General features: G+C 60.1%; 19 protein-coding genes and 1 tRNA gene. 8 read left to right on the forward strand and 12 right to left on the reverse strand.

Going from position 1 to position 20,901, the window contains the following annotated elements; translation table 11 throughout:
- The first annotated feature begins 34 nt into the window (after positions 1–34).
- Entirely contained in the window at positions 35–1,402 is a 1,368-nt protein-coding gene (locus AC1DTN_RS17455) for an MATE family efflux transporter (protein WP_439014476.1), read from the forward strand.
- Positions 1,403–1,499: 97 nt separating this feature from the next.
- Here the strand turns inward: AC1DTN_RS17455 and AC1DTN_RS17460 are convergent, their stop codons facing one another.
- The 8 genes from AC1DTN_RS17460 to AC1DTN_RS17495 all read right to left on the reverse strand — a co-directional run bounded on the left by AC1DTN_RS17460 (position 1,500) and on the right by AC1DTN_RS17495 (position 9,546).
- Complete coding sequence (locus tag AC1DTN_RS17460) at positions 1,500–1,664, reverse strand: hypothetical protein (RefSeq protein ID WP_439014477.1); 165 nt, start codon at positions 1,662–1,664, stop codon at positions 1,500–1,502.
- 88 nt (positions 1,665–1,752) lie between these two features.
- Positions 1,753–2,586, reverse strand: a complete 834-nt coding sequence (locus AC1DTN_RS17465; protein WP_113324166.1) for a helix-turn-helix transcriptional regulator — start codon at positions 2,584–2,586, stop codon at positions 1,753–1,755.
- Between the two features lie 49 nt (positions 2,587–2,635).
- Complete coding sequence (locus AC1DTN_RS17470; protein ID WP_113324165.1) at positions 2,636–2,881, reverse strand: DUF1127 domain-containing protein; 246 nt, start codon at positions 2,879–2,881, stop codon at positions 2,636–2,638.
- A gap of 91 nt (positions 2,882–2,972) precedes the next feature.
- Complete coding sequence (iolB, locus tag AC1DTN_RS17475; protein WP_310382793.1) at positions 2,973–3,770, reverse strand: 5-deoxy-glucuronate isomerase; 798 nt, start codon at positions 3,768–3,770, stop codon at positions 2,973–2,975.
- Positions 3,771–3,786: 16 nt separating this feature from the next.
- A complete protein-coding gene (gene iolE / locus AC1DTN_RS17480; RefSeq protein WP_439014478.1) occupies positions 3,787–4,704 on the reverse strand; it encodes a myo-inosose-2 dehydratase in 918 nt (305 codons plus the stop codon).
- A 66-nt stretch (positions 4,705–4,770) separates the two neighbouring features.
- Positions 4,771–6,621, reverse strand: a complete 1,851-nt coding sequence (iolD, locus tag AC1DTN_RS17485) for a 3D-(3,5/4)-trihydroxycyclohexane-1,2-dione acylhydrolase (decyclizing) (protein ID WP_113324162.1) — start codon at positions 6,619–6,621, stop codon at positions 4,771–4,773.
- A 24-nt stretch (positions 6,622–6,645) separates the two neighbouring features.
- Positions 6,646–8,580 (reverse strand): bifunctional 5-dehydro-2-deoxygluconokinase/5-dehydro-2-deoxyphosphogluconate aldolase, encoded by a 1,935-nt coding sequence (locus AC1DTN_RS17490; RefSeq protein WP_439014479.1) that lies wholly within the window; start codon positions 8,578–8,580, stop codon positions 6,646–6,648.
- Positions 8,581–8,673: 93 nt separating this feature from the next.
- Positions 8,674–9,546, reverse strand: a complete 873-nt coding sequence (locus AC1DTN_RS17495; protein WP_439014480.1) for a MurR/RpiR family transcriptional regulator — start codon at positions 9,544–9,546, stop codon at positions 8,674–8,676.
- A 207-nt stretch (positions 9,547–9,753) separates the two neighbouring features.
- Between AC1DTN_RS17495 and AC1DTN_RS17500 the strand changes: the two genes are divergently transcribed.
- The 3 genes from AC1DTN_RS17500 (at position 9,754) to AC1DTN_RS17510 (ending at position 12,404) form a co-directional block, all read left to right on the forward strand.
- Positions 9,754–10,869, forward strand: a complete 1,116-nt coding sequence (locus AC1DTN_RS17500; protein ID WP_439014481.1) for a Gfo/Idh/MocA family protein — start codon at positions 9,754–9,756, stop codon at positions 10,867–10,869.
- An 86-nt stretch (positions 10,870–10,955) separates the two neighbouring features.
- Positions 10,956–12,173, forward strand: a complete 1,218-nt coding sequence (locus AC1DTN_RS17505) for an NAD(P)/FAD-dependent oxidoreductase (protein ID WP_439014482.1) — start codon at positions 10,956–10,958, stop codon at positions 12,171–12,173.
- 141 nt (positions 12,174–12,314) lie between these two features.
- Positions 12,315–12,404 (forward strand) — tRNA-Ser (locus tag AC1DTN_RS17510).
- A gap of 138 nt (positions 12,405–12,542) precedes the next feature.
- Here AC1DTN_RS17510 and AC1DTN_RS17515 read toward each other — a convergent pair.
- Entirely contained in the window at positions 12,543–12,875 is a 333-nt protein-coding gene (locus tag AC1DTN_RS17515; protein ID WP_113324158.1) for a hypothetical protein, read from the reverse strand.
- 685 nt (positions 12,876–13,560) lie between these two features.
- On the opposite strand from AC1DTN_RS17515, the gene AC1DTN_RS17520 reads away from it, so the two are divergent.
- Positions 13,561–14,613 carry a porin gene (locus tag AC1DTN_RS17520; RefSeq protein WP_477921900.1) on the forward strand — a complete coding sequence of 351 codons (1,053 nt, stop codon included), beginning with the start codon at positions 13,561–13,563 and terminating at the stop codon, positions 14,611–14,613.
- Between the two features lie 128 nt (positions 14,614–14,741).
- On the opposite strand, the gene AC1DTN_RS17525 is transcribed toward AC1DTN_RS17520, so the two are convergent.
- Positions 14,742–15,635, reverse strand: a complete 894-nt coding sequence (locus tag AC1DTN_RS17525; RefSeq protein ID WP_439014484.1) for an alpha/beta fold hydrolase — start codon at positions 15,633–15,635, stop codon at positions 14,742–14,744.
- A 64-nt stretch (positions 15,636–15,699) separates the two neighbouring features.
- On the reverse strand, positions 15,700–17,778 hold the full coding sequence (locus AC1DTN_RS17530; RefSeq protein WP_439014485.1) for a lytic transglycosylase domain-containing protein: 2,079 nt from the start codon (positions 17,776–17,778) through the stop codon (positions 15,700–15,702).
- Positions 17,779–17,993: 215 nt separating this feature from the next.
- Between AC1DTN_RS17530 and dapA the strand changes: the two genes are divergently transcribed.
- The gene (gene dapA / locus AC1DTN_RS17535; RefSeq protein ID WP_439014486.1) at positions 17,994–18,878 is read left to right on the forward strand and encodes a 4-hydroxy-tetrahydrodipicolinate synthase; all 885 of its coding nucleotides are present in this window, start codon (positions 17,994–17,996) and stop codon (positions 18,876–18,878) included.
- Between the two features lie 151 nt (positions 18,879–19,029).
- Entirely contained in the window at positions 19,030–19,509 is a 480-nt protein-coding gene (smpB, locus tag AC1DTN_RS17540) for an SsrA-binding protein SmpB (protein WP_007820124.1), read from the forward strand.
- A 39-nt stretch (positions 19,510–19,548) separates the two neighbouring features.
- Here the strand turns inward: smpB and AC1DTN_RS17545 are convergent, their stop codons facing one another.
- Complete coding sequence (locus AC1DTN_RS17545) at positions 19,549–20,130, reverse strand: LabA-like NYN domain-containing protein (RefSeq protein WP_007820126.1); 582 nt, start codon at positions 20,128–20,130, stop codon at positions 19,549–19,551.
- 297 nt (positions 20,131–20,427) lie between these two features.
- On the opposite strand from AC1DTN_RS17545, the gene rpoZ reads away from it, so the two are divergent.
- Positions 20,428–20,832: a DNA-directed RNA polymerase subunit omega gene (gene rpoZ / locus AC1DTN_RS17550; RefSeq protein ID WP_007820129.1), complete on the forward strand. Its 405-nt coding sequence runs from the start codon at positions 20,428–20,430 to the stop codon at positions 20,830–20,832.
- Positions 20,833–20,901: the final 69 nt, after the last annotated feature.

Consider the following 20,901-nt stretch of genomic DNA (forward strand, 5'->3'; position numbering starts at 1 on the left):
CCAAATCGTTGCCCGCAACACCCGGATTCCGTCCATGACCTCACGTTCTGAAACCAATACTTTTCTGACCGGCCCGCTGCTTGCCGTTTTTGCCCGCACGGCGCTGCCGATCATTCTGATCACTACCATCAACGGCCTGTTCGCCGTGGTGGACGCCTATTTCCTCGGCGCCTATGTTGGGGCTGGCGCACTGTCGGCCGTTACCCTGATTTTCCCTGGCCTGATGATGCTCGTCGCCCTGCAGTCGCTCGTCTCGAACGGCATGGCAAGCATCCTTGCCCGCGAGCTTGGCGGCGGCAATCGCGATGCCGCCCGGCGCACCTTCGCGGCTGCCCATGTGCTGGCAATCGTGGTGGTGCTTGTCATCAACGTGATTTACTGGACCGTCGGCTGGAACGTCGTCGCAAATGCGGCAGGTGGTGACCTCACAGTAGCCGAAAATGCCCGCACCTTCATGGGTATCATGATCGGTGCCGCGCCAATCGCCTTCTTCCTGTCGCTCAATATCGACGCCCTGCGCAGTGAAGGCCGGATCGGCTTCATGACCATGGTGATGCTCGCTGCCACGGCACTCAACATCGTCGCCAACTGGTTCTTCATGGCGATTCTGCAATGGGGTGTGGCCGGCTCAGCGCTGGGCTCCGTGCTGGCGCAGGCGATCTGCCTCGTTGCCGTGCTGATCTACCGTTGGCGCAATGAGCGCGCACTCCGTCCGGCATCCCGCTTTCCGCTTTCGGATTGGCGGCCGATCCTGGCGCTTGGTGCGCCGATGAGCCTCGGCTTCATCGGCATCTCGCTCTGCTCGGCAGCCGTGATCTTCAACCTGTCGATCTGGGGCGAGGGCGACTATGTCGCAACCATCGGCGCTTACGGCATCATCACCCGCGTCATGACGCTCGCCTATCTGCCGCTGCTTGGCCTCAACATCGCTTCCCAGACGATTTGCGGCAACAATTACGGAGCGGGTCTTTCAGAGCGGGTCGGCCGCAGCCTGCAGATCGCCTTGATCGCAGCGCTCGTCTACTGCACTGGCGTCGAGATTACGGTGGAGCTGCTGGCAACTCGCATCGGCCACATCTTCGTTGCTGATCCGATCGTCATCGCCGAGGTCTCGCGCATCCTGCCCTGGACGGTCGGCGCTTATTTCCTGTTCGGTCAGATGATCGTGCTGTCAGGCTATTTCCAGGCGATCGGCGATGCCAAACGTGCGGCGATCTTCGGTCTGTCGCGTGCCTATCTCTTCACGCTGCCGCTGACTTTTCTGCTGCCGTATGCTTTCGGGGAGATGGGCATCTGGATGGTGCCGGTCTTTGCCGAGGCCTGCATGTTCCTGCTGGCCTTTTCCGTACTTGCGCGCAATGCGAAACGGCTTGGCTGGCGCTACGGGCTGTTGCCTGCCTGAAGGCAAGCAATTCCAGCAAAAGTGTGCAGCGGTTTTGCGTCCGGAATTGCGTAAAACAAAGAAACAAGGCCGCGCCTTTTTCGGCGCGGCCTTGCTTTCAATTCTGACCTGCTGCAGGTGCGGATGCCACAGCCGCCTCCGCTTCTCCGAGCGCCTGAGCGCATTCCTCGCAGCAGACCTCGACGGTCTTCCCGCCAAGCTTGACGCTGATGGCATCAGGTCCGAGTTCGCAGTCGCAGGCAGCGCATGTGGTCTTCTTCATCTTGTCATCCTCCGGTTGGGTCCCCGTCTGGGGTAGGATCATAAGACCACTGCTGGCCCTTTCGTCGCTGTCGAATTCTTTAGCGACTTTACGCCCGCAGCCGCGTCGCGCGCTGGAATTCCGCCGGCGTCTGGCCATAGGCCTGGCGGAAGGATGAGGTGAAATGGCTGTGGCTGGAAAAGCCGAGATCGAGGCCGAGCGCAGTCAGATCCTCATACTCACCGAGCAGATCGAGCGCACGGGCAAGGCGAAGCCGAAGCTGGTAGCGATAGAGCGGCGTCGCCTCCACCTGCTGGAAGACCTGCGTGAGATAGACAGGCGAAACGCCGACTTCGGTCGCGATTTCCGCCAGCGTCCACCGCCGCGCCAGATCAGAGGAGAGCACGAGCTTTGCCCGGTCGACAAGTTTCTGCCGTCCGGCACTGGCACCCGCCGCATGCGAGGTGCGCTCGCCGAGCGAGCGGCGTACGAGCGTCAGCGCCAGCGTTTCCGCCTCCAATGTCTCGGCAACGTTGCGGCGAAGGCCATGGCGCAGAAGGGCGACAAGCGCCTGCGCGCGCGGATCGACACGCCGGCGCTGGCGTTTGAAGCCGAACAACTCGCCGGCCTGTACCTGATCCCTAGGCGCAAGCTCGGCAAGCAGGGATTCGTCGATAGACAGATCGATGCAGGCATCGCCGCCATCGACCGGATGGCTGATGCGGTAGCCTTGCCCGACATTGAAGAACAGTACCTGATTGGCTTCCGCCACGGTGTCGTTGCGCCCGACATGGCGCATGAAGACGCCGCGATAGGGATAGACGAGACTGGTCTTGTGGGCGCATTCCTCGTCGCTCTTGTGACGGCATTCGCCATTGCAGACGATGTCACGGATCGTGACGGTCTTCGTCTTCAGGAGCAATGCGGTCGAAAATTGCGACATCGGTCTTTCCGGAATTCGGGCGGCGAGCATCGCCCGCCGCACCAGCCTATCACAATCCTTTGTTGTTCCAGTAGTGGCTTGAGATATGCACGTCGCTTTCGATCTGGCCGCGGGAAAGACCGATATCTTTGAGCTGATCGTCGGACAATTCCATGACGGCGCTGCGATTGCGCCGCTCGGCAATCTTGCGCGCCAGCCAGCGCAAACCATCAAGGAGTTTGGCAAGAAGACGGGATTGCCTGATTTCTGTCCGGCGAGTGGTCTGAGAGTAAACGGTAAGGCTTGAGCCGCGCATGGTGTTCCTCCATCCATTGCGTTTGAATGGGAGGATTGAACCATTTGCGCGGCCCGCCCGCTGTCAGATTATTTAGCGATCTGCGGCCCGTTCAGGCTTTCAGCAGCCACTCATGTTCCGGCGCATTGTAGAATTTCCAAACGCGCTTCGGCCCGGCCATGACATTGAGATAATAGAGATCATAGCCATGCGTCGCCGCACAGGGATGATACCCCTTCGGCACAAGCGTCACGTCGCCGTCTTCGATGGCCATCGCCTCATCGAGTGAGCGGTCGTCCGTATAGACACGCTGGAAGCCGAAACCCTGCGGCGGATTGAGGCGGTGGTAATAGGTCTCTTCCAGCATGCTCTCATGCGGAAGGTTGTCCTGATCATGCTTGTGCGGCGGATAGGAAGAGGTGTGACCGCCGGGCGTGATGACCTCGACGACGAGCAGCGAATGCGCCGAGCTGTCATCCTCAGGCATGATGTTGTTGACGTGGCGCACATTCGTGCCCTTGCCGCGCGTCACCGGCGGGTGGGTGCCGGGCGGAATGGCCTTCGCCTCATAGGTACCGCCGCCGGGTGCGGAGCACACGGCAAGCTCGAGATCGGTCTCGGCCGTCACCGACCATGTCGATTCCATCGGTATATAGAGAGCGTGCGGCGCGCCGTCGAAGGGGCTCATGCGCTCGCCGAGCGTGCCGAAATCCCTGGTGCCGGCCGAAGCCTTGCCCTTGCCGCTCACCCAGACGAGGCAGACTTCCCGCTCGCCCGTCTCTCCAGCGGTCGTCTCGCCCGGCTTCAGGCGGTACATGTCGAAGCCGACATAGGTCCAGCCGGCGCTTTCGGGCGTCACATGCGTGACGCGGCCGGTCTTGCCCGACGGTTTTACCTTGAGGTTTGGCATTGGTGTTTCTCCTCCGTTATCCCTTCGGGAAACCTTCCGTCTCCACCGTATAACCGGCCGCCGTCATGACGCGCATCAATTCCGCATGGCCGATCTCCGCCATCTTCTGCGGCGGCGCCTTGCGCGGATCCTGCTCGGCCTCGACAACGAACCAGCCCTCATAGCCGTATTCGGCGAACCGCTTGACGATGGCGCCGAAATCGAGCGAGCCGTCGCCCGGCACGGTGAAGGCGCCGAGCGCCACAGCATCGAGGAAGGATTGCTTGCTGCGATCCAGCCCGTCGACGACGGACTTCCGGATGTCCTTCACGTGCACATGGTTGATGCGGGCGTGGTGATTGTCGATGGCACGCAGCACGTCGCCGCCGGCAAAGGCCAGATGGCCGGCATCAAGCAGCAGCGGAATGCCGGCACCCGAATTCTTCATGAAGGCATCGAGTTCCGGCTCGGTCTCGACGACGGCCGCCATGTGGTGGTGATAGGAAAGCGGCATGCCCTGGTCCGCGCACCATTCGCCGAATTCGGTGACGCGGCGCGCATAGGCTTTCATCTCGTCATCTCCAAGACGCGGCTTGGTCGCGAGCGGCTTGGAGCGATCGCCCTGGATCGAGCGACCGACTTCGCCATAGACGATGCAGGGCGCATTGACCGCCTTGAAGAGTTCAATCATCGGCGCAATGCGGTCCTTGTTGGCCGCAAGCTCCTCATTGACCAGCGTACCCGAGAACCAGCCGCCGCAGAGCGTCACGTCGGCAGCACGCAGGATGGGCAGCATTTCCTGGGGATTGCTAGGGAACCGGCGACCCTGCTCCATGCCGGTAAACCCGGCGGTGCGGGATTGCCGCAGGCATTCTTCGAGGGACACGTCGTCGCTGAGTTCAGGAAGATCGTCGTTCCACCAGGCGATGGGCGACATGCCGAGTTTGGCCTTCATCGATAGTCTCCTTAAAAATAGCGCGGAGGAGCGCTTCCGCTCCTCCAGAAAATGACAGCAATCCGATCAACCGACGCGCTGGGCGGCGCGTGCCTTGACATAGGCCTCATGGGCCTTGTTGACCTCGCCGCGCGGGCTGACTTCCGGCACCGCGACATCCCACCAGTGGCCGCCGGCATCGGTGGTAACAAGCGGGTCGGTATCGATGACGAAGACCGAAGTACGGTCGTTCTTCTTCGAATCGGCGATCGCCTGTTCGAGCTCGGCGATGGAGGAAACCTTCACCGCAATGGCGCCCATCGCTTCCGCATGCGCGCGGAAATCGATCTCGGGCATCACCTCATGATAGGAGTCCTTCAACAGGTTGTTGAAGTTGGCGCCACCGGTCGCCATCTGCAGGCGGTTGATGCAGCCATAGCCTCTGTTGTCGAGCAGCACGATATTGAGCTTGAGGCCGAGCATGACCGAGGTCGCAAGCTCGGAGTTCATCATCATGTAGGAACCGTCGCCGACCATGACGACGACATCCTTTTCCGGATGCGCCATCTTGGCGCCGAGGCCGCCGGCAATCTCATAGCCCATGCAGGAGAAGCCGTATTCCATGTGGTAGCTGCCGGGAACGGTGGCCGGCCACAGTTTGTGCAGCTCGCCCGGAAGGCCGCCGGCCGCGCAAAGCAGCGTGGTCTTCTCGCCGCCGATCGAACGGACAACCGCGCCGATAACCTGCGCATCGGAGGGCAGGGCGGCATTGGTGGCGCCCATCGCTTTGGCGGCAGCCTCCATCCAGACCTTCTTTTCCTTGGTTGCCTTTTCGGCAAGCGCCGTAGGCGCCTTCCAGCCTGAGAGACCGGCCGAGAGTGCCTTCAGTCCCTCGCGCGCATCGGCGACGAGCGGATGGCTGTCATGCTTCAGCGCGTCATAGGCTGCGATGTTCAGGCTGAGCAGTTTGAAGCCTTCATTCTTGAAGAGCGCCCAGGAGCCGGTCGTGAAATCCTGGCAGCGCGTACCGACGGCAATCACCAGGTCGGTTTCCTCGGCAATCGCATTGGCAGCCGATGTGCCTGTCACGCCGACGGAACCGAGCGCCAGAGGATGACGCTCGTCGATCGCCGACTTGCCGGCCTGTGTGACGACGACGGGAACGCCATGCGCTTCCGCAAAGGCTGCAAGCTCCTTGGTCGCCTGCGAATAGAGAACGCCGCCGCCGGCAACGATGACGGGCTTCTGCGAGGCCTTGATCAGCGCAATCGCATTGGTAAGCTCGTCGGCATCCGGCTGCGGACGACGCACCGTCCAGACCTTTTCCTCAAACAGGCTCTCCGGATAGTCGAAGGCTTCCGCCTGAACGTCCTGGCAGAGCGACAGCGTCACCGGGCCGCAATCGAGCGGATCGGTCAGCACCTGCATGGCACGCTTCAGCGCCGTGATGATCTGCTCCGGCCGGGTGATACGGTCGAAATAGCGCGAGACCGGGCGGAAGGCATCATTGGCCGAAACCGTGCCGTCGCCGAAATCCTCGATCTGCTGCAGCACCGGATCGGGCGCGCGATTGGCGAAGATATCGCCAGGCAGGAAGAGCACCGGGATGCGGTTGACATGCGCCACACCGGCCGCCGTCACCATGTTCAGCGCGCCGGGACCGATCGAGGTCGTGCAGGCCATGAAGCGCTGGCGGAAGCTCGCCTTGGCATAGGCGATCGCAGCATGCGCCATGCCCTGTTCGTTATGGGCGCGGTAGGTCGGCAGTTCCTGGCGCACCTGGTAGAGCGCTTCACCCATGCCGGCGACATTGCCGTGGCCAAAGATTGCCCAGACGCCGCCGAAGATCGGCACCTTTTTGCCGTCGACGATGGTCATCTGTACTTTAAGGAAATGCGCGACGGCCTGCGCCATCGTCAATCTTACCGTCTTGCCCATCAGGCGCCTCCCAAATTCACTCTCTTAATTGAGGCCACGCGTTTTCAGCCATGCCTCTGTCAATTGTTTGAAGCGGCCTGCCATATCGCCGATCGCTTGCTCGTCGTTGATCTTGCCCGAAAGCCAGCCGCGCGCGGCATCGGCAAAGATCGTGCGGCCAACCGCAAAGCCCTTGACCGAGGGAGCAGCCAGTGTGGCCTCGAAACCCTTCAACAGTTCGTCGGCGGGAGCTTCGAGCCCCAGCAGCACGATACCGCGGCACCATGGATCATTTTTGGCAATCACTGCATCGATCTTCTTCCAGGCGCCGGTTGAGGCCTGCGGCTCCAGCTTCCACCAGTCCGGCTTGATGCCGAGCGCATAGAGTTCCTCCAGCGCCGTCGAGACCGTATCGTCGGTCAGCGGCCCGTTCTTGCTGGAGATGATCTCCACCAGCAGTTCGCGGCCGACCTTGCGCGCGGCTTCAAAGAGCGTGCGCAGCTTCTCCTGCTGCTCGCTCTTCAGCGCTGCCGGATCGTCGGGATGGTAGAAGCACAGGCACTTGATGCAATGGTCGAGCGGCCATTCCACCAGTTGCGAGCCGATATCCTGGCTGAACTCGAAGCGTAGCGGCTTGGAGCCCGGAAGCTCGACCGGCCGGCCGATCCAGGTGAAATTCTTCTTGGCGGCATCGAAGAAGGCATCGCGTCCGAAGCGCTCGTCGATCAGCATGCCATAGCCCTGCCGCCCACCTGCGACGCGGGAGGCTGCTTCCACCGCCAGCCGCTTGAAGGCGACGATCTGCTTGTAGTCGACGCCGAGCTCGTCGCAGACGCTGGTCAATTGCGAACGGTGATCGATGGCGAGCGCCATCAGAAGCGGGATTGCGCCCTTGCGGGTGGAGGCCCAGTGAATGTGGTTGATCGCCTCGTCCTTGCGCAGCGCGCGGTGTTTACTGCCGTTCTTCAGGAAGAAGTCGAGCTCGGCCCAGGTCGGATATTCCGGCGAGCAGAGCAGGCGGGAAACTGCAAAGGCGCCGCAGGCGTTCGCCCATGTGGCACAGGTCTTCAGCGGCTCATCCTTCAGCCAGCCGCGCAGCAGGCCGGACATGAAGGCATCGCCTGCGCCGAGCACGTTGAATACCTCGATCGGGAAACCCTGGCCGACAATGCCGTCTTCCAGATTGTCGCTGATCGGGCCGTCATAGACGATGCAGCCCATGGCGCCACGCTTCAGCACGATGGTCGCAGGCGAAAGGCGGCGAATTTCTTTCAATGCGCCGAGTACGTCATCGGCACCCGATGCAATCAGGATTTCCTCTTCCGTGCCGACGATCAGGTCGCAATCCGGCAACGTCTCTTTCATCTTCGAGGAGACGCGGTCGGACTTCACATAACGCTCGAAGCCTTCGGCATGGCCGGCAAGGCCCCAGAGATTCGGTCGGTAGTCGATATCGAAAATCACCTTGCGGCCGTTGGCCTTGGCAATCCGGATCGCCTTGCGCTGCGCGGCCTCGGTATTGGGCCGGGAGAAATGCGTCCCCGAGACGAGCACGGCGCGCGAGGACTTGATGAAATCCTCATCGATGTCGCCTTCTTCGAGCGCCATGTCGGCGCAGTCGGAACGATAGAAGATCATCGGCGAGACGCCCTCAGCCTCTACCGCCAGCAGCACCAGCGCCGTCAGCCGATCGTTGTCGGTCTTTATGCCCTTGGTCTCGACACCTTCACGCGCCGATTGCTCAATGATGAACCGACCCATCTGCTCGTCGCCGACGCGGGTAATCAGCGCCGATTTCAGCCCGAGCCGCGCCGTACCGATCGCAATATTGGCCGGGCAGCCGCCGACGGACTTCGCAAACGAGCCGATGTCTTCCAGCCGCGAGCCGATCTGCTGGCCATAGAGATCGACGGAAGAGCGGCCGATGGTGATCACGTCGAGTGTCGGCTCCGGCTGTGAGCCCGGATTCGATTGTACCATGATGTCCTCCCGCTAGATTTTTACGCGGCCTGGAACGCCCGCGAATTTTGAATAATGAAACATCGGTTCCGTCTCTTTGTCAATTCGGAATGTTTATTCCATTTTGGTCTTTACGGGTTTTGAATGCTGCAGTTTGCGCCGTCGCTCGGCAATGGCAACCGGCAGTGCCATGGTGAGCGCCATCGAAGCCGAGAGTGAACGAAAACCGCCGAAATCAGCCTCCGCTACCTCGAACCAATGTGTCGCGCAGGCCGCCAGCGGCGAAAAGGCCGAATCGGTGATCGCAATGACTGGCACGCCGCGATCAGCAAGTTCCTGGCTCTGGGTGAGGCTGTCGGCGGCATAGGGCGAAAAGCTTGCCGCAATCGCCGCATCGCGCGGCGTGGCGAATTGCACCATCTCCGGATCGACGCCGTTCGGTGAGGCAACGATCTGATGACGGATGTTCAGCTTGGAAAAAGCATAGGTCATATGCGCGGTCAGCGGATAGGAGCGCCGCTTGGCGATAAGATAGATGGTCTCCGCTGCCGCGAGGATATCGACGGCCTTGGCAAAAGTGTCCGTCTGCACCGTCGCCGCAAGCCGGTTCACGGACTGGCTCGCCGCCGAAATGAAGCCGGAAAGCAAGGTCGCATCCTCGTCATCCCCGCCGGACTGTTCCAGCGTGACGAGGCGTTCCTCATAGCTCAGCGTCCGGTCGCGCAACCGCTCGCGAAAAATGCTCTGGAGATCGGAGAAGCCCTCATAGCCGAGGTGATGGGCGAGGCGCACCAGCGTGGACGGCTGCACATCGGACGCCGCGGCAATGCTCGCCGTCGTGCCGAAGGCGATCTCGTCGGGATTGCCGAGTGCAAAGGCGGCGACCTGTGCCAACCGTTTCGGCATGCTCGCCTTCCGCTCGATGATCGTACTGCGCAGGCTTTCGAAATCGCGCGGCACACGCGCTCTTTGGGGGTCACTATCCATGCTGACGGCTCAGAAGATGAAACAAATATTCCATATTTCGGAGCATAAACGATTTCCTCGAAGCCGCCTAATTGTTTTTAATAGGCTGAAAATGAAGGGTTTTAGACAGTCTTCGACAAGGCGAGGCGAAATGATGCATCAGGACGTGCTTGTCAAAATGGTCCAAATATTCCAAAAATTCTCCGGATTTGAGGAGGAGACCCTGACATGAAGCCACTCGGCATAGGTTTGATCGGCACCGGTTATATGGGCAAGTGCCACGCACTGGCATGGAATGCGGTGAAAACGGTCTTCGGCGATGTCGAGCGCCCGCGCCTCGTGCATCTTGCAGAGGCGAATGCAGGGCTCGCAACCGCCCGCGCTGCCGAATTCGGTTTCGAGAAAGCGACGGCCGATTGGCGGGCGCTGATTGCCGATCCTGAAGTGGATGTCGTTTCCGTCACCACACCCAACCAGTTCCATGCCGAAATGGCGATCGCCGCCCTTCAGGCCGGCAAACATGTCTGGTGTGAAAAGCCGATGGCGCCTGCCTATGCCGATGCCGAGCGTATGCTTCAGATCGCCAGGCAGTGCGGCAAGGTCGCTGTACTCGGCTATAATTATATCCAGAACCCGATCATGCGGCATATCAAGACGCTGATCGGCGAAGGCGCGGTCGGCTCCGTCAATCATATCCGCGTCGAAATGGACGAGGATTTCATGGCCGATCCTGACGTCCTCTTCTATTGGAAGAGCGAGCTGTCGGCCGGTTACGGCGCACTCGACGATTTCGCCGTCCATCCGCTGTCGCTGCTCTGGTATCTCTTCGGCCATGTCGAGGCCGTCACCACGGATATGGTCAAACCCTATGCTGACCGTCCTCTGAAGGAAGGCGGCCGCCGCGCTGTTGAGAATCACGATGCGGCCAATGTCTTGATGCGCCTTGGCGGCGGTATTTCCGCGGTGCTGATGGCAAACCGCGCCGCCTGGGGCCGCAAGGGCCGCATCGCACTGCAGATCTATGGCTCGAAAGGCTCGATCCTCTACGATCAGGAGCGCATGAACGAATTCGAACTCTATCAGGCCGAAGGACGAGGCTCCGAACAGGGCTTCCGCAAGATACTGGCGGCTCCCGCCCACCAGCCCTATGATCGCTTCATTCCGGCGCCCGGCCATGGCCTCGGCTTCAACGATCTCAAGATCATCGAATGCCGCGAGCTGATCCGGGCGATTTCCGGAGAGCCGGCGTCTATCGTGACATTCGAAGACGGTCTCAGGATAGAGAAGTCGGTTCATGCCATGGCACAGTCCTTCCATGAGCGCCGCTGGATCGAGATCGGCTGAGGCAATGGCCTCGCTTCCGTTGACGGCGTTTGGGGCAGGGGATAGGCCTTGTCCCTGTGGAAAAGCTGATATTCGGGAGTGACATCGTGACGGATAGACTGGTGATCATCGGCGCGGGGCAGGCAGGCTTCGCATTGGCAGCCAAGCTGCGTGCGCTGAAGGATGCGCGTCCGATCACGCTGATTGGCGCCGAAGACGTGCTTCCCTACCAGCGCCCGCCGCTGTCGAAGAAGTACCTGCTTGGGGAGATGGCCTTCGACCGCCTGCTGTTCCGTCCCGAGTATTGGTACCCTGACAATAATGTCGAGATCCGTCTCTCGACCTGGGCCGAGCAGATCAAGCGCGACACGAAACAGGTCCTGCTGCAGGATGGCTCCGTTCTCGACTATGGCACGCTGGCGCTTGTGACGGGCTCCACGCCCCGCCGCCTACCGGCGGCGATCGGCGGCGATCTGGAAGGCGTCTATGTCGCCCGCGACAAGCGCGACGCCGACCTGCTGGCAGGGGAAATGCGACCCGGCCGTCGTGTGCTCATCATCGGCGGCGGTTATATCGGCCTCGAGGCCGCAGCCGTCGCTCGCCATCTCGGCCTAGAGGTGACCGTCATCGAAATGGCCGACCGGATCCTGCAGCGCGTCGCTGCCAGGGAAACCGCCGACATCATGCGCGCGATCCATAAGAGCCATGATGTGTCGATTCGTGAAAAGACCGGCCTGAAGCATCTGATCGGCAAGGATGGTCGCGTGACCGGCGCCGAACTCTCTGATGGCAGCACCATCGACGTGGATTTCGTCATTGTCGGCATCGGCGTCGTGCCGAACGACCTTCTGGCGAAAGAGGCAGAGCTTGAAGTCGGCAATGGAATCATCGTCGACGAATTCGCCCGCACATCCGACCCGTCGATCTTTGCGGCCGGCGATTGCGCGAGCCTGCCTTGGCAGGGCGGCCGCATCCGGCTCGAATCGGTTCAGAACGCCGTCGATCAGGCGGACGCCGCCGCCGCCGTCATCGCCGGCGGCAACGAACCCTATGATCCGAAGCCCTGGTTCTGGTCGGATCAGTATGATGTGAAGCTGCAGATTGCCGGCTTCAATATGGGCTATGACGACACGCTGCTGCGCCCCGGCACCCGCGAAGGAGCGAGCTCCGTCTGGTATTTCCGCGAGGGCAGGCTGATCGCCGTCGACGCCATCAACGATGCAAAAGCCTATGTGACGGGCAAGAAAATGCTGGAATCAGGTATCAACCCCGACCGGGCAGTTCTGGCCGATCCTGCGGCCGACCTGAAGCAGTTGCTGGGCTGAAGTGGAGCCGGCTCGCCCGGCTCTGCAGGCAGTTTCAGTTTTGAACTGTCGCCACCGCGCTTGCCGCCTAAATAAAGGAGGTGTGAAAACTTCAAAAAAAGCTTGATCGCACCGGTGAATACCCATATCAGGGCTCCCACCGGAGAGGTGGCCGAGTGGTCGAAGGCGCTCCCCTGCTAAGGGAGTATACCCGAGAGGGTATCGTGGGTTCGAATCCCATCTTCTCCGCCATCTATTTTCTGTTAAATGAAATCAGATAGATGGCAGCGGTGGCAATCCACCCGCAACGCGATTTTCGCTTGCCTTAATCGGGCTGGGCGACGGCCGTTGAATGCCGCGCCCTGCGATATGGCGGACAAGTGTCGCCGGCTAGAAACGAAAATACAAAGTCACTCCTGACCGCGGACGGTAGCCGTAATAATCGCGGTAGCCGTAATAATCGCGATCGTAATACCGCGGGTATCTATAACCGTAGCGCGGATATCCGTAGCATCTGCCATAATATCCGCAGGAACGGTAGGCGTACCGGTGGTTCCGGTAGCGATCCGCACGCCAATGCCGATAGCTCCGATGTCTGACCTGCTCGACATTGCCGATCTGCACTTGCTCTGCTCTCGGCACGAAGATCGGAGCCGCGTTTAGCGGTGGGGCGAAAGATGCAGCCAGGACCACGGCTGCGAGTGCTGATAATAGCTTTCTCATCGACGTATCCTCTCAGGTTTTCAGCTTGAGCCCCCAGGCGTGAACCTCCGATGAACGGCTTCAGCGATCGAGCGGCCTGGAATCGCCGGCCAGCCGGCCACAGTGTTGGAGGGCCATTTTCCGTCATTGATAGTGTTATGGTCTTTGCGCGCGGCTTCTCGTTTCCGCCGCCTATTTTCTCCGCTCGAAATTCTCCCTGTCGCATGCCTCGTTCCCGAATCGCGATGGTCGCCGGGCGAATCGCATACGGAAATCAATCGTCTCTCGTCGGCCAAAGCTGAAATCGGTTTCGATTTTCGCATTGGCGAGTTTCGCCAGTCGCTAGCCGGTTATCGCAAAAAGGCCGAATCTGGCAGAAAAATGGTGCCGATTTGGCACAGCGGGACGCGCTGCCCTCTTACAAAGCCCAATAAATACCGGGAAAATAAGCACTTTCTTAATAAAGCCTAAACAAGCGGCGGCCCCGTTGCCCAACTTGTGGCCTTTCAGCAACAGGGTTTCGGTAAGGCTTTCGTAAACCCCTTCCGAACACAAGTTGGTGATTGCGTGACAGCTTTCGTCTTGTATTTTCACTCTCGGAAGCAAGGGCTTGACCGCCCGACTTCTTCAAACACCGGAGATGGGGCAGGGAAACGCTGTCCAGGCGTGATCCTATCTCCGATCGAAACTTGAATTGGAGGTCATTATGAACATCAAGAGCCTTCTTCTCGGCTCCGCTGCTGCTATGGCAGTAGTATCCGGCGCTCAGGCAGCTGACGCAATCGTTGCTGCCGAGCCGGAACCGGTTGAATACGTTCGCGTCTGCGACGCTTACGGCACCGGCTACTTCTACATCCCGGGCACGGAAACCTGCCTGAAGATCAACGGTTACATCCGTTTCCAGGTTGACGTTGCTCCGAACGCAAGCTCGATCGGCGCCAGCGGCGGCGGTTCTGTTCCGAACGACTCGGACTGGGACGCTCGTACGCGTGGTCAGGTTCAGTTCACGGCTAAGAGCGACACCGAATACGGCCCGCTCACCGGCGTGATCGTTATCCAGGCCAATGCTGACAACGCTTCGGCTCAGAAGACGCAGCTTGACTCTGCTTACCTCGACATCGCTGGCTTCCGCGCTGGTCTCTTCTACTCTTGGTGGGACGATGGTCTCTCCGGCGAAACGGACGACATCGGCTCCCCGGTCACGCTGCATAACTCCATCCGTTATCAGTACGAAACCGGCGACTTCTACGCTGGCATCAGCGTTGACGAACTGGAAGACGGCCCGTTCTACAACGGCGAACAGCCGAACAACTTCGGCGTAGCAATCGGCCTCGGTGGCAAGGCTGGCGCCTTCACCTACCAGATCACCGCTGGTTACGACACCGACAACGAAGAAGGCGCTGTTCGCGCTATGGGTACCGTTGCTATCGGCCCGGGCACGCTCGGCCTCGCAGCTGTCTACTCCAGCGGCCCGAACGCCTACTACAACAAGTCTGAATGGGCTGTTGCTGCCGAGTACGCTATCAAGGCGACCGACAAGCTGAAGATCACCCCGGGCGTCCAGTACTACGGCAACTACGGCGTAGTTAACGCCGCGACCGATGCTGATTTCTCGGACAACAATGCCTGGAAGGCTGGCGTAACGATCGATTACCAGATCGTCGACAACCTCTCTGCCAAGGTTTCGGTTCAGTACCTCGATCCGRAACATGCTGACGACGTTACCTCGGGCTACTTCCGCCTGCAGCGCGCTTTCTAATCTGATCTGACTTCGGTCATTCAGAGAAGCCCGGCTTTCGAGCCGGGCTTTTTCGTTTCTGCCGGAAGGCCGACGCATATGGGCGATCTGGAAGTCGGTGAAAACTTAGGTGGGGAGCTGGAGCGGAATTAGCCGAGTTCACTGATAAACGTTCGGATCACCGTCGGAATGTCCCCGAGATGCAGAAGCGGTGCGTGGCCTTGGCCTTGTGCCAAGGTCTGCACCATTCCCGGATGCCGCTTCGCCATTTCATCCATCGTCTCCCGCGATAGCAGATTGGAGGTCTCTCCTTTAATCACCAGCAGCGGTATAGATCGCAGCCCCTCGAATTGCTGCCAGAGGTCGGGCAGGGGATTGCTGAAATCGACTGTTTTCAACTGCTCGGCAATGGCCGGATCATAGTCGGCGACAGGTACGCCATTCTGTTCCCGATAGATGGCGTGCGCCATGCCCTCCCAGTCGGTGAGACCAAGTGCGGGAAAGGCAGCACCGTGATTCTCCTTGAGGATATCGACCGCCTCACTCCAGCTTTGAGGTTTGCGAGGACGGTTGAGATAGTCCCTGATCGCCATCAGCCCGGCGGGCTCGATGACTGGGCCGATATCGTTCAAGATGACGCCTGCGAGCAGTTCCGGCTTTATTGCCGCCACCAGATGCAGGATTAGCCCGCCGCGCGAGGTCCCAATGAAGATGGCGCGGTCGATGCCGAACGCAGCGCAGGCGGCAATCACATCGCCGCATTCGACAGCGAGATTGTAATTCGCCTTGTTATCATCCCGATCAGACAGGCCACGTCCGCGATAGTCCAATGCCATGACACGCCGTGGGAAAGCTGCGTCGCGCGACAGAATCAATGCAAGTTCGTGGAAATCGCGGACATTGCGCGTAAGGCCCGGCAGGCAGACGACCGGCAACCGGTCGGTATCTCCGCCGGTCGGCTGGTAGTTACGGGCGTAAAGCCTCAGCCCATCGGTTGATCCATAGAATTTTTCGGTAAACCCGTTCGTGACTGCGTCAGCCATGACATCTCCATCCCGTCCGCCAGAACGAGATGTAGCGTGCTTTCGGCAAGTCTGCCAATCGGCCTCAGGTCGCGCCGCGGCCACCGATGAGGTCGCGCTCGATGTCCGGTGTCTGACCCAGGCGGGCCTTGTAGACCTCGTAATTCTCCATCACCCGCTGCACATAGTTGCGCGTCTCGGGGAAGGGGATGCGCTCGATCCAGTCGACGATTTCGTCGATAGGCTTGCCGCGAGGGTCACCATAGCGGCCGATCCATTCTGGCACGCGCTTCGGTCCCGCATTATAGGCGATGAAAGTCAGGATATAGGAGCCGCCGAAGGCGTCGATCTGCTCGCCGAGATAATGCGCGCCGAGCGTTGCGTTGTAGCCGGCATCGGCTGTCAGCTTGTCCTTGGAATAGGTGATGTTGTTCCGCTTGGCGACGGCCTGGGCCGTGCCCGGCAGGAGCTGCAGCAGGCCACGGGCATTGGCGGCCGAAACGGCGGCCGGATTGAAGGCGCTTTCCTGTCGAGCGATCGCATAGGCGAGCGCCTTGCCGGAGCCGGATATATTGGCGTTGGCGGGAATGACGCCAACCGGAAAGGCCAGCGCCGCGACATCGATACCGCGCCCATAGGCGATCTTGCCGATCTGCAGTGAAAGATGATGGTCGCCCGCCTGCTCGGCTTTGGCCGTCAGGATTGCGAGCTCGCCAGGGCTTTGAAGCTGCTCGGCCAGTGCCAGGTAAATGGCTGCCGCACGCCAGCCATGACCGGCCGATTCGAGCCGCCCGATCGCCTGCACGGCCTCGCGCTGCTGCAGGCTCTGTCGGTCGGCCGCCGTCGGCGACGGATAGGTGACATTCAGTGTCTTCCGTCCAAGCCGCTCGGCCGCAAGCTGGCCGTAGAAGGTGCCCGGAAAATTCGCAGCCTTGGTGAAAAATTCGCTGGCCTTGCCCGGCCCGCCGGCTTCCGCCGATCGCCCGAGCCAGTACCAGGCACGGGAAACGGAAAGCGGGCCGTTCGAAACCTGCAGGATCTTGTGGAAATGCGTCTCGGCCGTCGTCGGGTCCTGCAGTCCGCGCAGCGCATACCAGCCGGCATGGAACTGCGCTTCGACGATATCCGTCGGCACCGTCGCGACGGAGGCGGCGACGATCTGATAAGCCGCCTTGAACTGTCCCTGGTCCACGAGGCCGCGGCTGATGATCCGCTGCTCGTTCCACCACTCGCCCGAGTTCATCAGCTCGCTTCGGTCGCGCGGTATCTGCTGCAAGAGCTTGGCGGCGTCGAGATACTTGTCCTGCTTGCGCAGATATTCGATGCGCGCGAAGAGAAAGCCCGGATCGCTGCGCCATTTCGCATCGATCCCATTCAGCAATGCGCCGGCATTGCCAGCATTGTTGTCGACGGCAGCCCAGGCCTTGTAGAGCGATTGCGCCTGGCCCATGTCGCCGAAGCGCTTGGCCTGTGCCACGCGGCCGCGATACATCAGGTAGTCCATCCGCGTCTTGTGGTCGGCGGCGGTCAGCAGGCCGGCAAATTCGGCCAGGATCTTGTCTTCGGTTGCTTTGTCGAGCGCCTGTCCGTGCCAGATCTTGCCGATATATTTTGCCGCCTGCGCAGACTTGCCGGTTGCTACGAGCGCGCGCGACATAATGATCGCGCCCTGCCACGTCTCGGGCGCCGTATCGCCGAAGGCGTTCAGCACGGCGGCTGGGGCTGGGTTCTCGTCATAAAGCGCACGCTCGGAATTGCCGCGTAGACGTTCCAGACCTGGCCAGCCATTCAGCTCGTCCGAAGCACTGGCGATCTCATAGGAGGGAACGCCTTTCAGGCCGGAAGTGGCGATTGCCCAGGTCAGGATATGGCGGTCGAGTGTACCTGCCGCCATCGTATTGCGGATGGCAAGCGCCTGTTGCGGATCCTTGTTGGAGAGCGCATCGAGGCCAGCCTTCAGATCGCTGTTGACGGGGGCGATCGCCGCATTGCGCGGAATGGACCCGGTCGTGATCGCTTCGGGGAAAGACGCGGTTTCCGGCACGAAACCCAGCGGCTTGACGGCCGGCGCAGGGGCGCCCTCGCCGGGGAGCGGCGATGCAACGCTGCCCCATGCCGCGGCCACCAGGCCGAAGACGGACAGGATCAGAACGGCTCTCTTCATCCGGATTACTCGCAACGAAACCATGCCCCTCCATTTGGCTGGAGGCATCTTAATGAAACCTTACCGTCTCGGGTAAAATTCATTCACATTTGCTATCGGAATTTGCCCTAACCGACCTATGCGCGCTTGTCGCAGCCTTTTCGCCGCTCTATGGTGCGCAACTCTTATTCATGGAATGCGGCTGAAGCAAGGATATCGGCCGTGAGGAGCTTTGCATGTTCAATGGGTCCATCCCCGCGCTCGTAACCCCCTTCACCGATGCCGGCCTGATCGACGAAGACAGCTTCGCCGCCCATGTCGCCTGGCAGATCGGGGAGGGCAGCAGCGGCCTCGTTCCGGTCGGCACGACTGGTGAGTCGCCGACGCTGTCGCATGCCGAGCACAAACGTGTGGTGGAGCTCTGCATCGAAGTTGCCGGCAAACGCGTGCCCGTCATGGCCGGCGCCGGCTCGAACAATACGCGTGAAGCGATCGAACTTGCCCAGCATGCCGAGAAGGTCGGGGCGGACGCCGTTCTGGTCGTCACGCCCTATTACAACAAGCCGACGCAAAAGGGGCTGATCGCTCACTATTCGGCGATCGCCGAGGCCGTGAAGCTGCCGATCTATATCTACAACATCCCCGGCCGTTCGGTCGTCGACATGACGCCGGAGACGATGGGTGCGCTTGCCAAGGCGCACAAGAATATCGTCGGCGTCAAGGATGCGACCGGCAAGATCGAGCGTGTCTCCGAGCAGCGCATCACCTGCGGCAAGGAGTTCCAGCAGCTTTCCGGCGAGGACGCGACGGCTCTCGGCTTCAACGCCCATGGCGGCGTTGGCTGCATCTCGGTGACGGCCAACATCGCGCCGCGCCTTTGTGCCGAGTTCCAGGCAGCGACGACCGCAGGAAATTACACCAAGGCGCTGGAGCTGCAGGACCGGCTGATGCCGCTGCATAAGGCAGTCTTCATGGAACCCGGCGTCTGTGGCGCGAAATACGGCCTCGCAAAGCTCGGCCGCATGAGCCGCAGCGTGCGCTCGCCGCTGATGTCATCGCTCGAGCCCTCGACGGAAGCGGCGATCGACGCCGCTATGCGTCACGCCGGCCTGCTGAACTAAAGCATGTCGCGCAAAACTGTGCAGCGGTTTTGCGATAACGACATGCCTTAAGCGTAAACCCGGCCCGTCTTCACAAGACCGGGCCGTTCTCCTACATAGATAACAGGAAATGAGGGCGCGGCATTCGCGCCCCTCTAATGGAATTATCGTCATGGCCCCCAAAGGCAGCCAGCGTATCGTGAAGAAGGTCGTTGCGGAAAACCGCAAGGCCCGCTTCAACTACGAGATCATCGATACCTATGAGGCGGGCTTGGTGCTGATGGGCACCGAGGTCAAGTCATTGCGCGAAGGCAAGGCCAATATCGCCGAATCCTACGCTTCCGATGAGGATGGTGAGATCTGGCTGATCAATTCCTATCTGCCGGAATATCTGCAGGCGAACCGCTTCAACCATGAGCCGCGTCGCCGCCGCAAGCTGCTTTTGTCCGGGCGTGAGATTAACCGTTTGCGCGCGGGCATCAATCGCGAAGGCATGACACTGATCCCGATGAAGATCTACTTCAACGATCAGGGCCGCGCCAAGATCGAGCTGGCGCTCGCGAAGGGCAAGAAGCTTCACGACAAGCGCGAATCCGAGAAGGAGCGCGATTGGAACAGGCAGAAGAGTCGTCTGTTGAAAGACAACGGCTGACTCTTTGCCTGCAGCATCATGCTATTCGTGAATGAAGATTCAGTCTTCGAAATCGCTGGCCGGTGCTACTTCGGCAGGACGCGGCGGGCGTTCGGAAGGATCTCGGCCGATCTCGGCTTTCAGCGACAGAAGATCGATGAAGTGATCGGCCTGGCGGCGCAGATCGTCGGCGATCATCGGCGGCTGGGTCGACATGGTCGAAATGACCGAAACCTTGCGTCCCTTGCGTTGCAGCGCTTCGACCAGATTGGTGAAATCGCCGTCGCCGGAGAAGATGACGAGATGGTCGACCGTTTCGGACTGTTCCATGGCATCGATTGCGAGCTCGATATCCATATTGCCCTTGATCTTGCGCCGTCCCATGGAGTCGGTAAACTCCTTGGCGGGCTTCGTCACGACCTTGTAGCCGTTATAATCAAGCCAGTCGATGAGAGGACGGATCGAGGAATATTCCTGGTCTTCGATAAGCGCGGTATAGTAGTATGCGCGCAGCAGATATCCACGTTTCTGAAATGCTTTCAATAGCTTGCGGTAATCGATATCAAAGCCCAGACTCTTGGATGCAGCGTAAAGGTTGGCGCCGTCTATGAATAGTGCAATTTTTTCGCGTGGGTCAAACATCGCTTACCAATCCAAAGAGAGTAATCGAAATCCATAAGCCACTAAGCCTAATAAAAACAGCGGCTTGCGGATGTGGCGTCGAGCTGTTCCGTACTTTATGAATTATTCATATATGAAAGATTTAGGGCACGATTCGGGATATTCCAAGCAACCCCCGGTGGAAATGTCATATTGTGCATGGAAATTTAGACCGGCTGCGGATAAAGGCGAGGGGACCCTAACGAAAAACTTGAATTTGCCCGGTTTTAATTGTATCGGGCGTGTTAATCCCGAAAAGACGACCGCAAAGGACAGGCAATGGCCCGTGTCACAGTAGAAGATTGCATTGACAAGGTAGAGAACCGCTTCGAGCTGGTTCTGCTCGCCAGCCATCGCGCCCGGCTGATTTCCCAGGGTGCGTCGATTACCATCGACCGCGACAACGACAAGAATCCGGTTGTGGCTCTGCGAGAAATCGCTGATGAGACCCTGTCTCCTGACGATCTGAAGGAAGACCTGATCCATTCGCTGCAGAAGCATGTGGAAGTGGACGAGCCCGAGCCCGATCCGGCAAGCCTGATCGCCGCCGGTGCAACGGCTAATGCCGACAGCGAAGAGCAGGACGACCTGCCGGAAACGATCACCTTCGACCAGATGTCGGAAGAGGAGCTTCTGGCCGGTATCGAAGGTCTCGTCCCGCCGGAAAAGAGCGACGATTACTAAGCGCRTCCCTGGCCCYTGAACGGCCGGGGCTTCCTGCGCGGCAAAAGATCGACGATTACCAATCATCAA

This window comes from Rhizobium sp. 01T444 (assembly GCF_056398305.1).

What these genes read in the sequence shown, in the direction of transcription:
- AC1DTN_RS17455 (WP_439014476.1), top strand. Translation starts at nt 35, where the DNA reads ATGACCTCACGTTCTGAAACCAATACTTTTCTGACCGGCCCGCTGCTT.
- AC1DTN_RS17460 (WP_439014477.1), bottom strand. Translation starts at nt 1,664, where the DNA reads ATGAAGAAGACCACATGCGCTGCCTGCGACTGCGAACTCGGACCTGAT.
- AC1DTN_RS17465 (WP_113324166.1), bottom strand. Translation starts at nt 2,586, where the DNA reads ATGTCGCAATTTTCGACCGCATTGCTCCTGAAGACGAAGACCGTCACG.
- AC1DTN_RS17470 (WP_113324165.1), bottom strand. Translation starts at nt 2,881, where the DNA reads ATGCGCGGCTCAAGCCTTACCGTTTACTCTCAGACCACTCGCCGGACA.
- iolB (WP_310382793.1), bottom strand. Translation starts at nt 3,770, where the DNA reads ATGCCAAACCTCAAGGTAAAACCGTCGGGCAAGACCGGCCGCGTCACG.
- iolE (WP_439014478.1), bottom strand. Translation starts at nt 4,704, where the DNA reads ATGAAGGCCAAACTCGGCATGTCGCCCATCGCCTGGTGGAACGACGAT.
- iolD (WP_113324162.1), bottom strand. Translation starts at nt 6,621, where the DNA reads ATGGGCAAGACGGTAAGATTGACGATGGCGCAGGCCGTCGCGCATTTC.
- AC1DTN_RS17490 (WP_439014479.1), bottom strand. Translation starts at nt 8,580, where the DNA reads ATGGTACAATCGAATCCGGGCTCACAGCCGGAGCCGACACTCGACGTG.
- AC1DTN_RS17495 (WP_439014480.1), bottom strand. Translation starts at nt 9,546, where the DNA reads ATGGATAGTGACCCCCAAAGAGCGCGTGTGCCGCGCGATTTCGAAAGC.
- AC1DTN_RS17500 (WP_439014481.1), top strand. Translation starts at nt 9,754, where the DNA reads ATGAAGCCACTCGGCATAGGTTTGATCGGCACCGGTTATATGGGCAAG.
- AC1DTN_RS17515 (WP_113324158.1), bottom strand. Translation starts at nt 12,875, where the DNA reads ATGAGAAAGCTATTATCAGCACTCGCAGCCGTGGTCCTGGCTGCATCT.
- AC1DTN_RS17525 (WP_439014484.1), bottom strand. Translation starts at nt 15,635, where the DNA reads ATGGCTGACGCAGTCACGAACGGGTTTACCGAAAAATTCTATGGATCA.
- AC1DTN_RS17530 (WP_439014485.1), bottom strand. Translation starts at nt 17,778, where the DNA reads ATGAAGAGAGCCGTTCTGATCCTGTCCGTCTTCGGCCTGGTGGCCGCG.
- dapA (WP_439014486.1), top strand. Translation starts at nt 17,994, where the DNA reads ATGTTCAATGGGTCCATCCCCGCGCTCGTAACCCCCTTCACCGATGCC.
- smpB (WP_007820124.1), top strand. Translation starts at nt 19,030, where the DNA reads ATGGCCCCCAAAGGCAGCCAGCGTATCGTGAAGAAGGTCGTTGCGGAA.
- AC1DTN_RS17545 (WP_007820126.1), bottom strand. Translation starts at nt 20,130, where the DNA reads ATGTTTGACCCACGCGAAAAAATTGCACTATTCATAGACGGCGCCAAC.
- rpoZ (WP_007820129.1), top strand. Translation starts at nt 20,428, where the DNA reads ATGGCCCGTGTCACAGTAGAAGATTGCATTGACAAGGTAGAGAACCGC.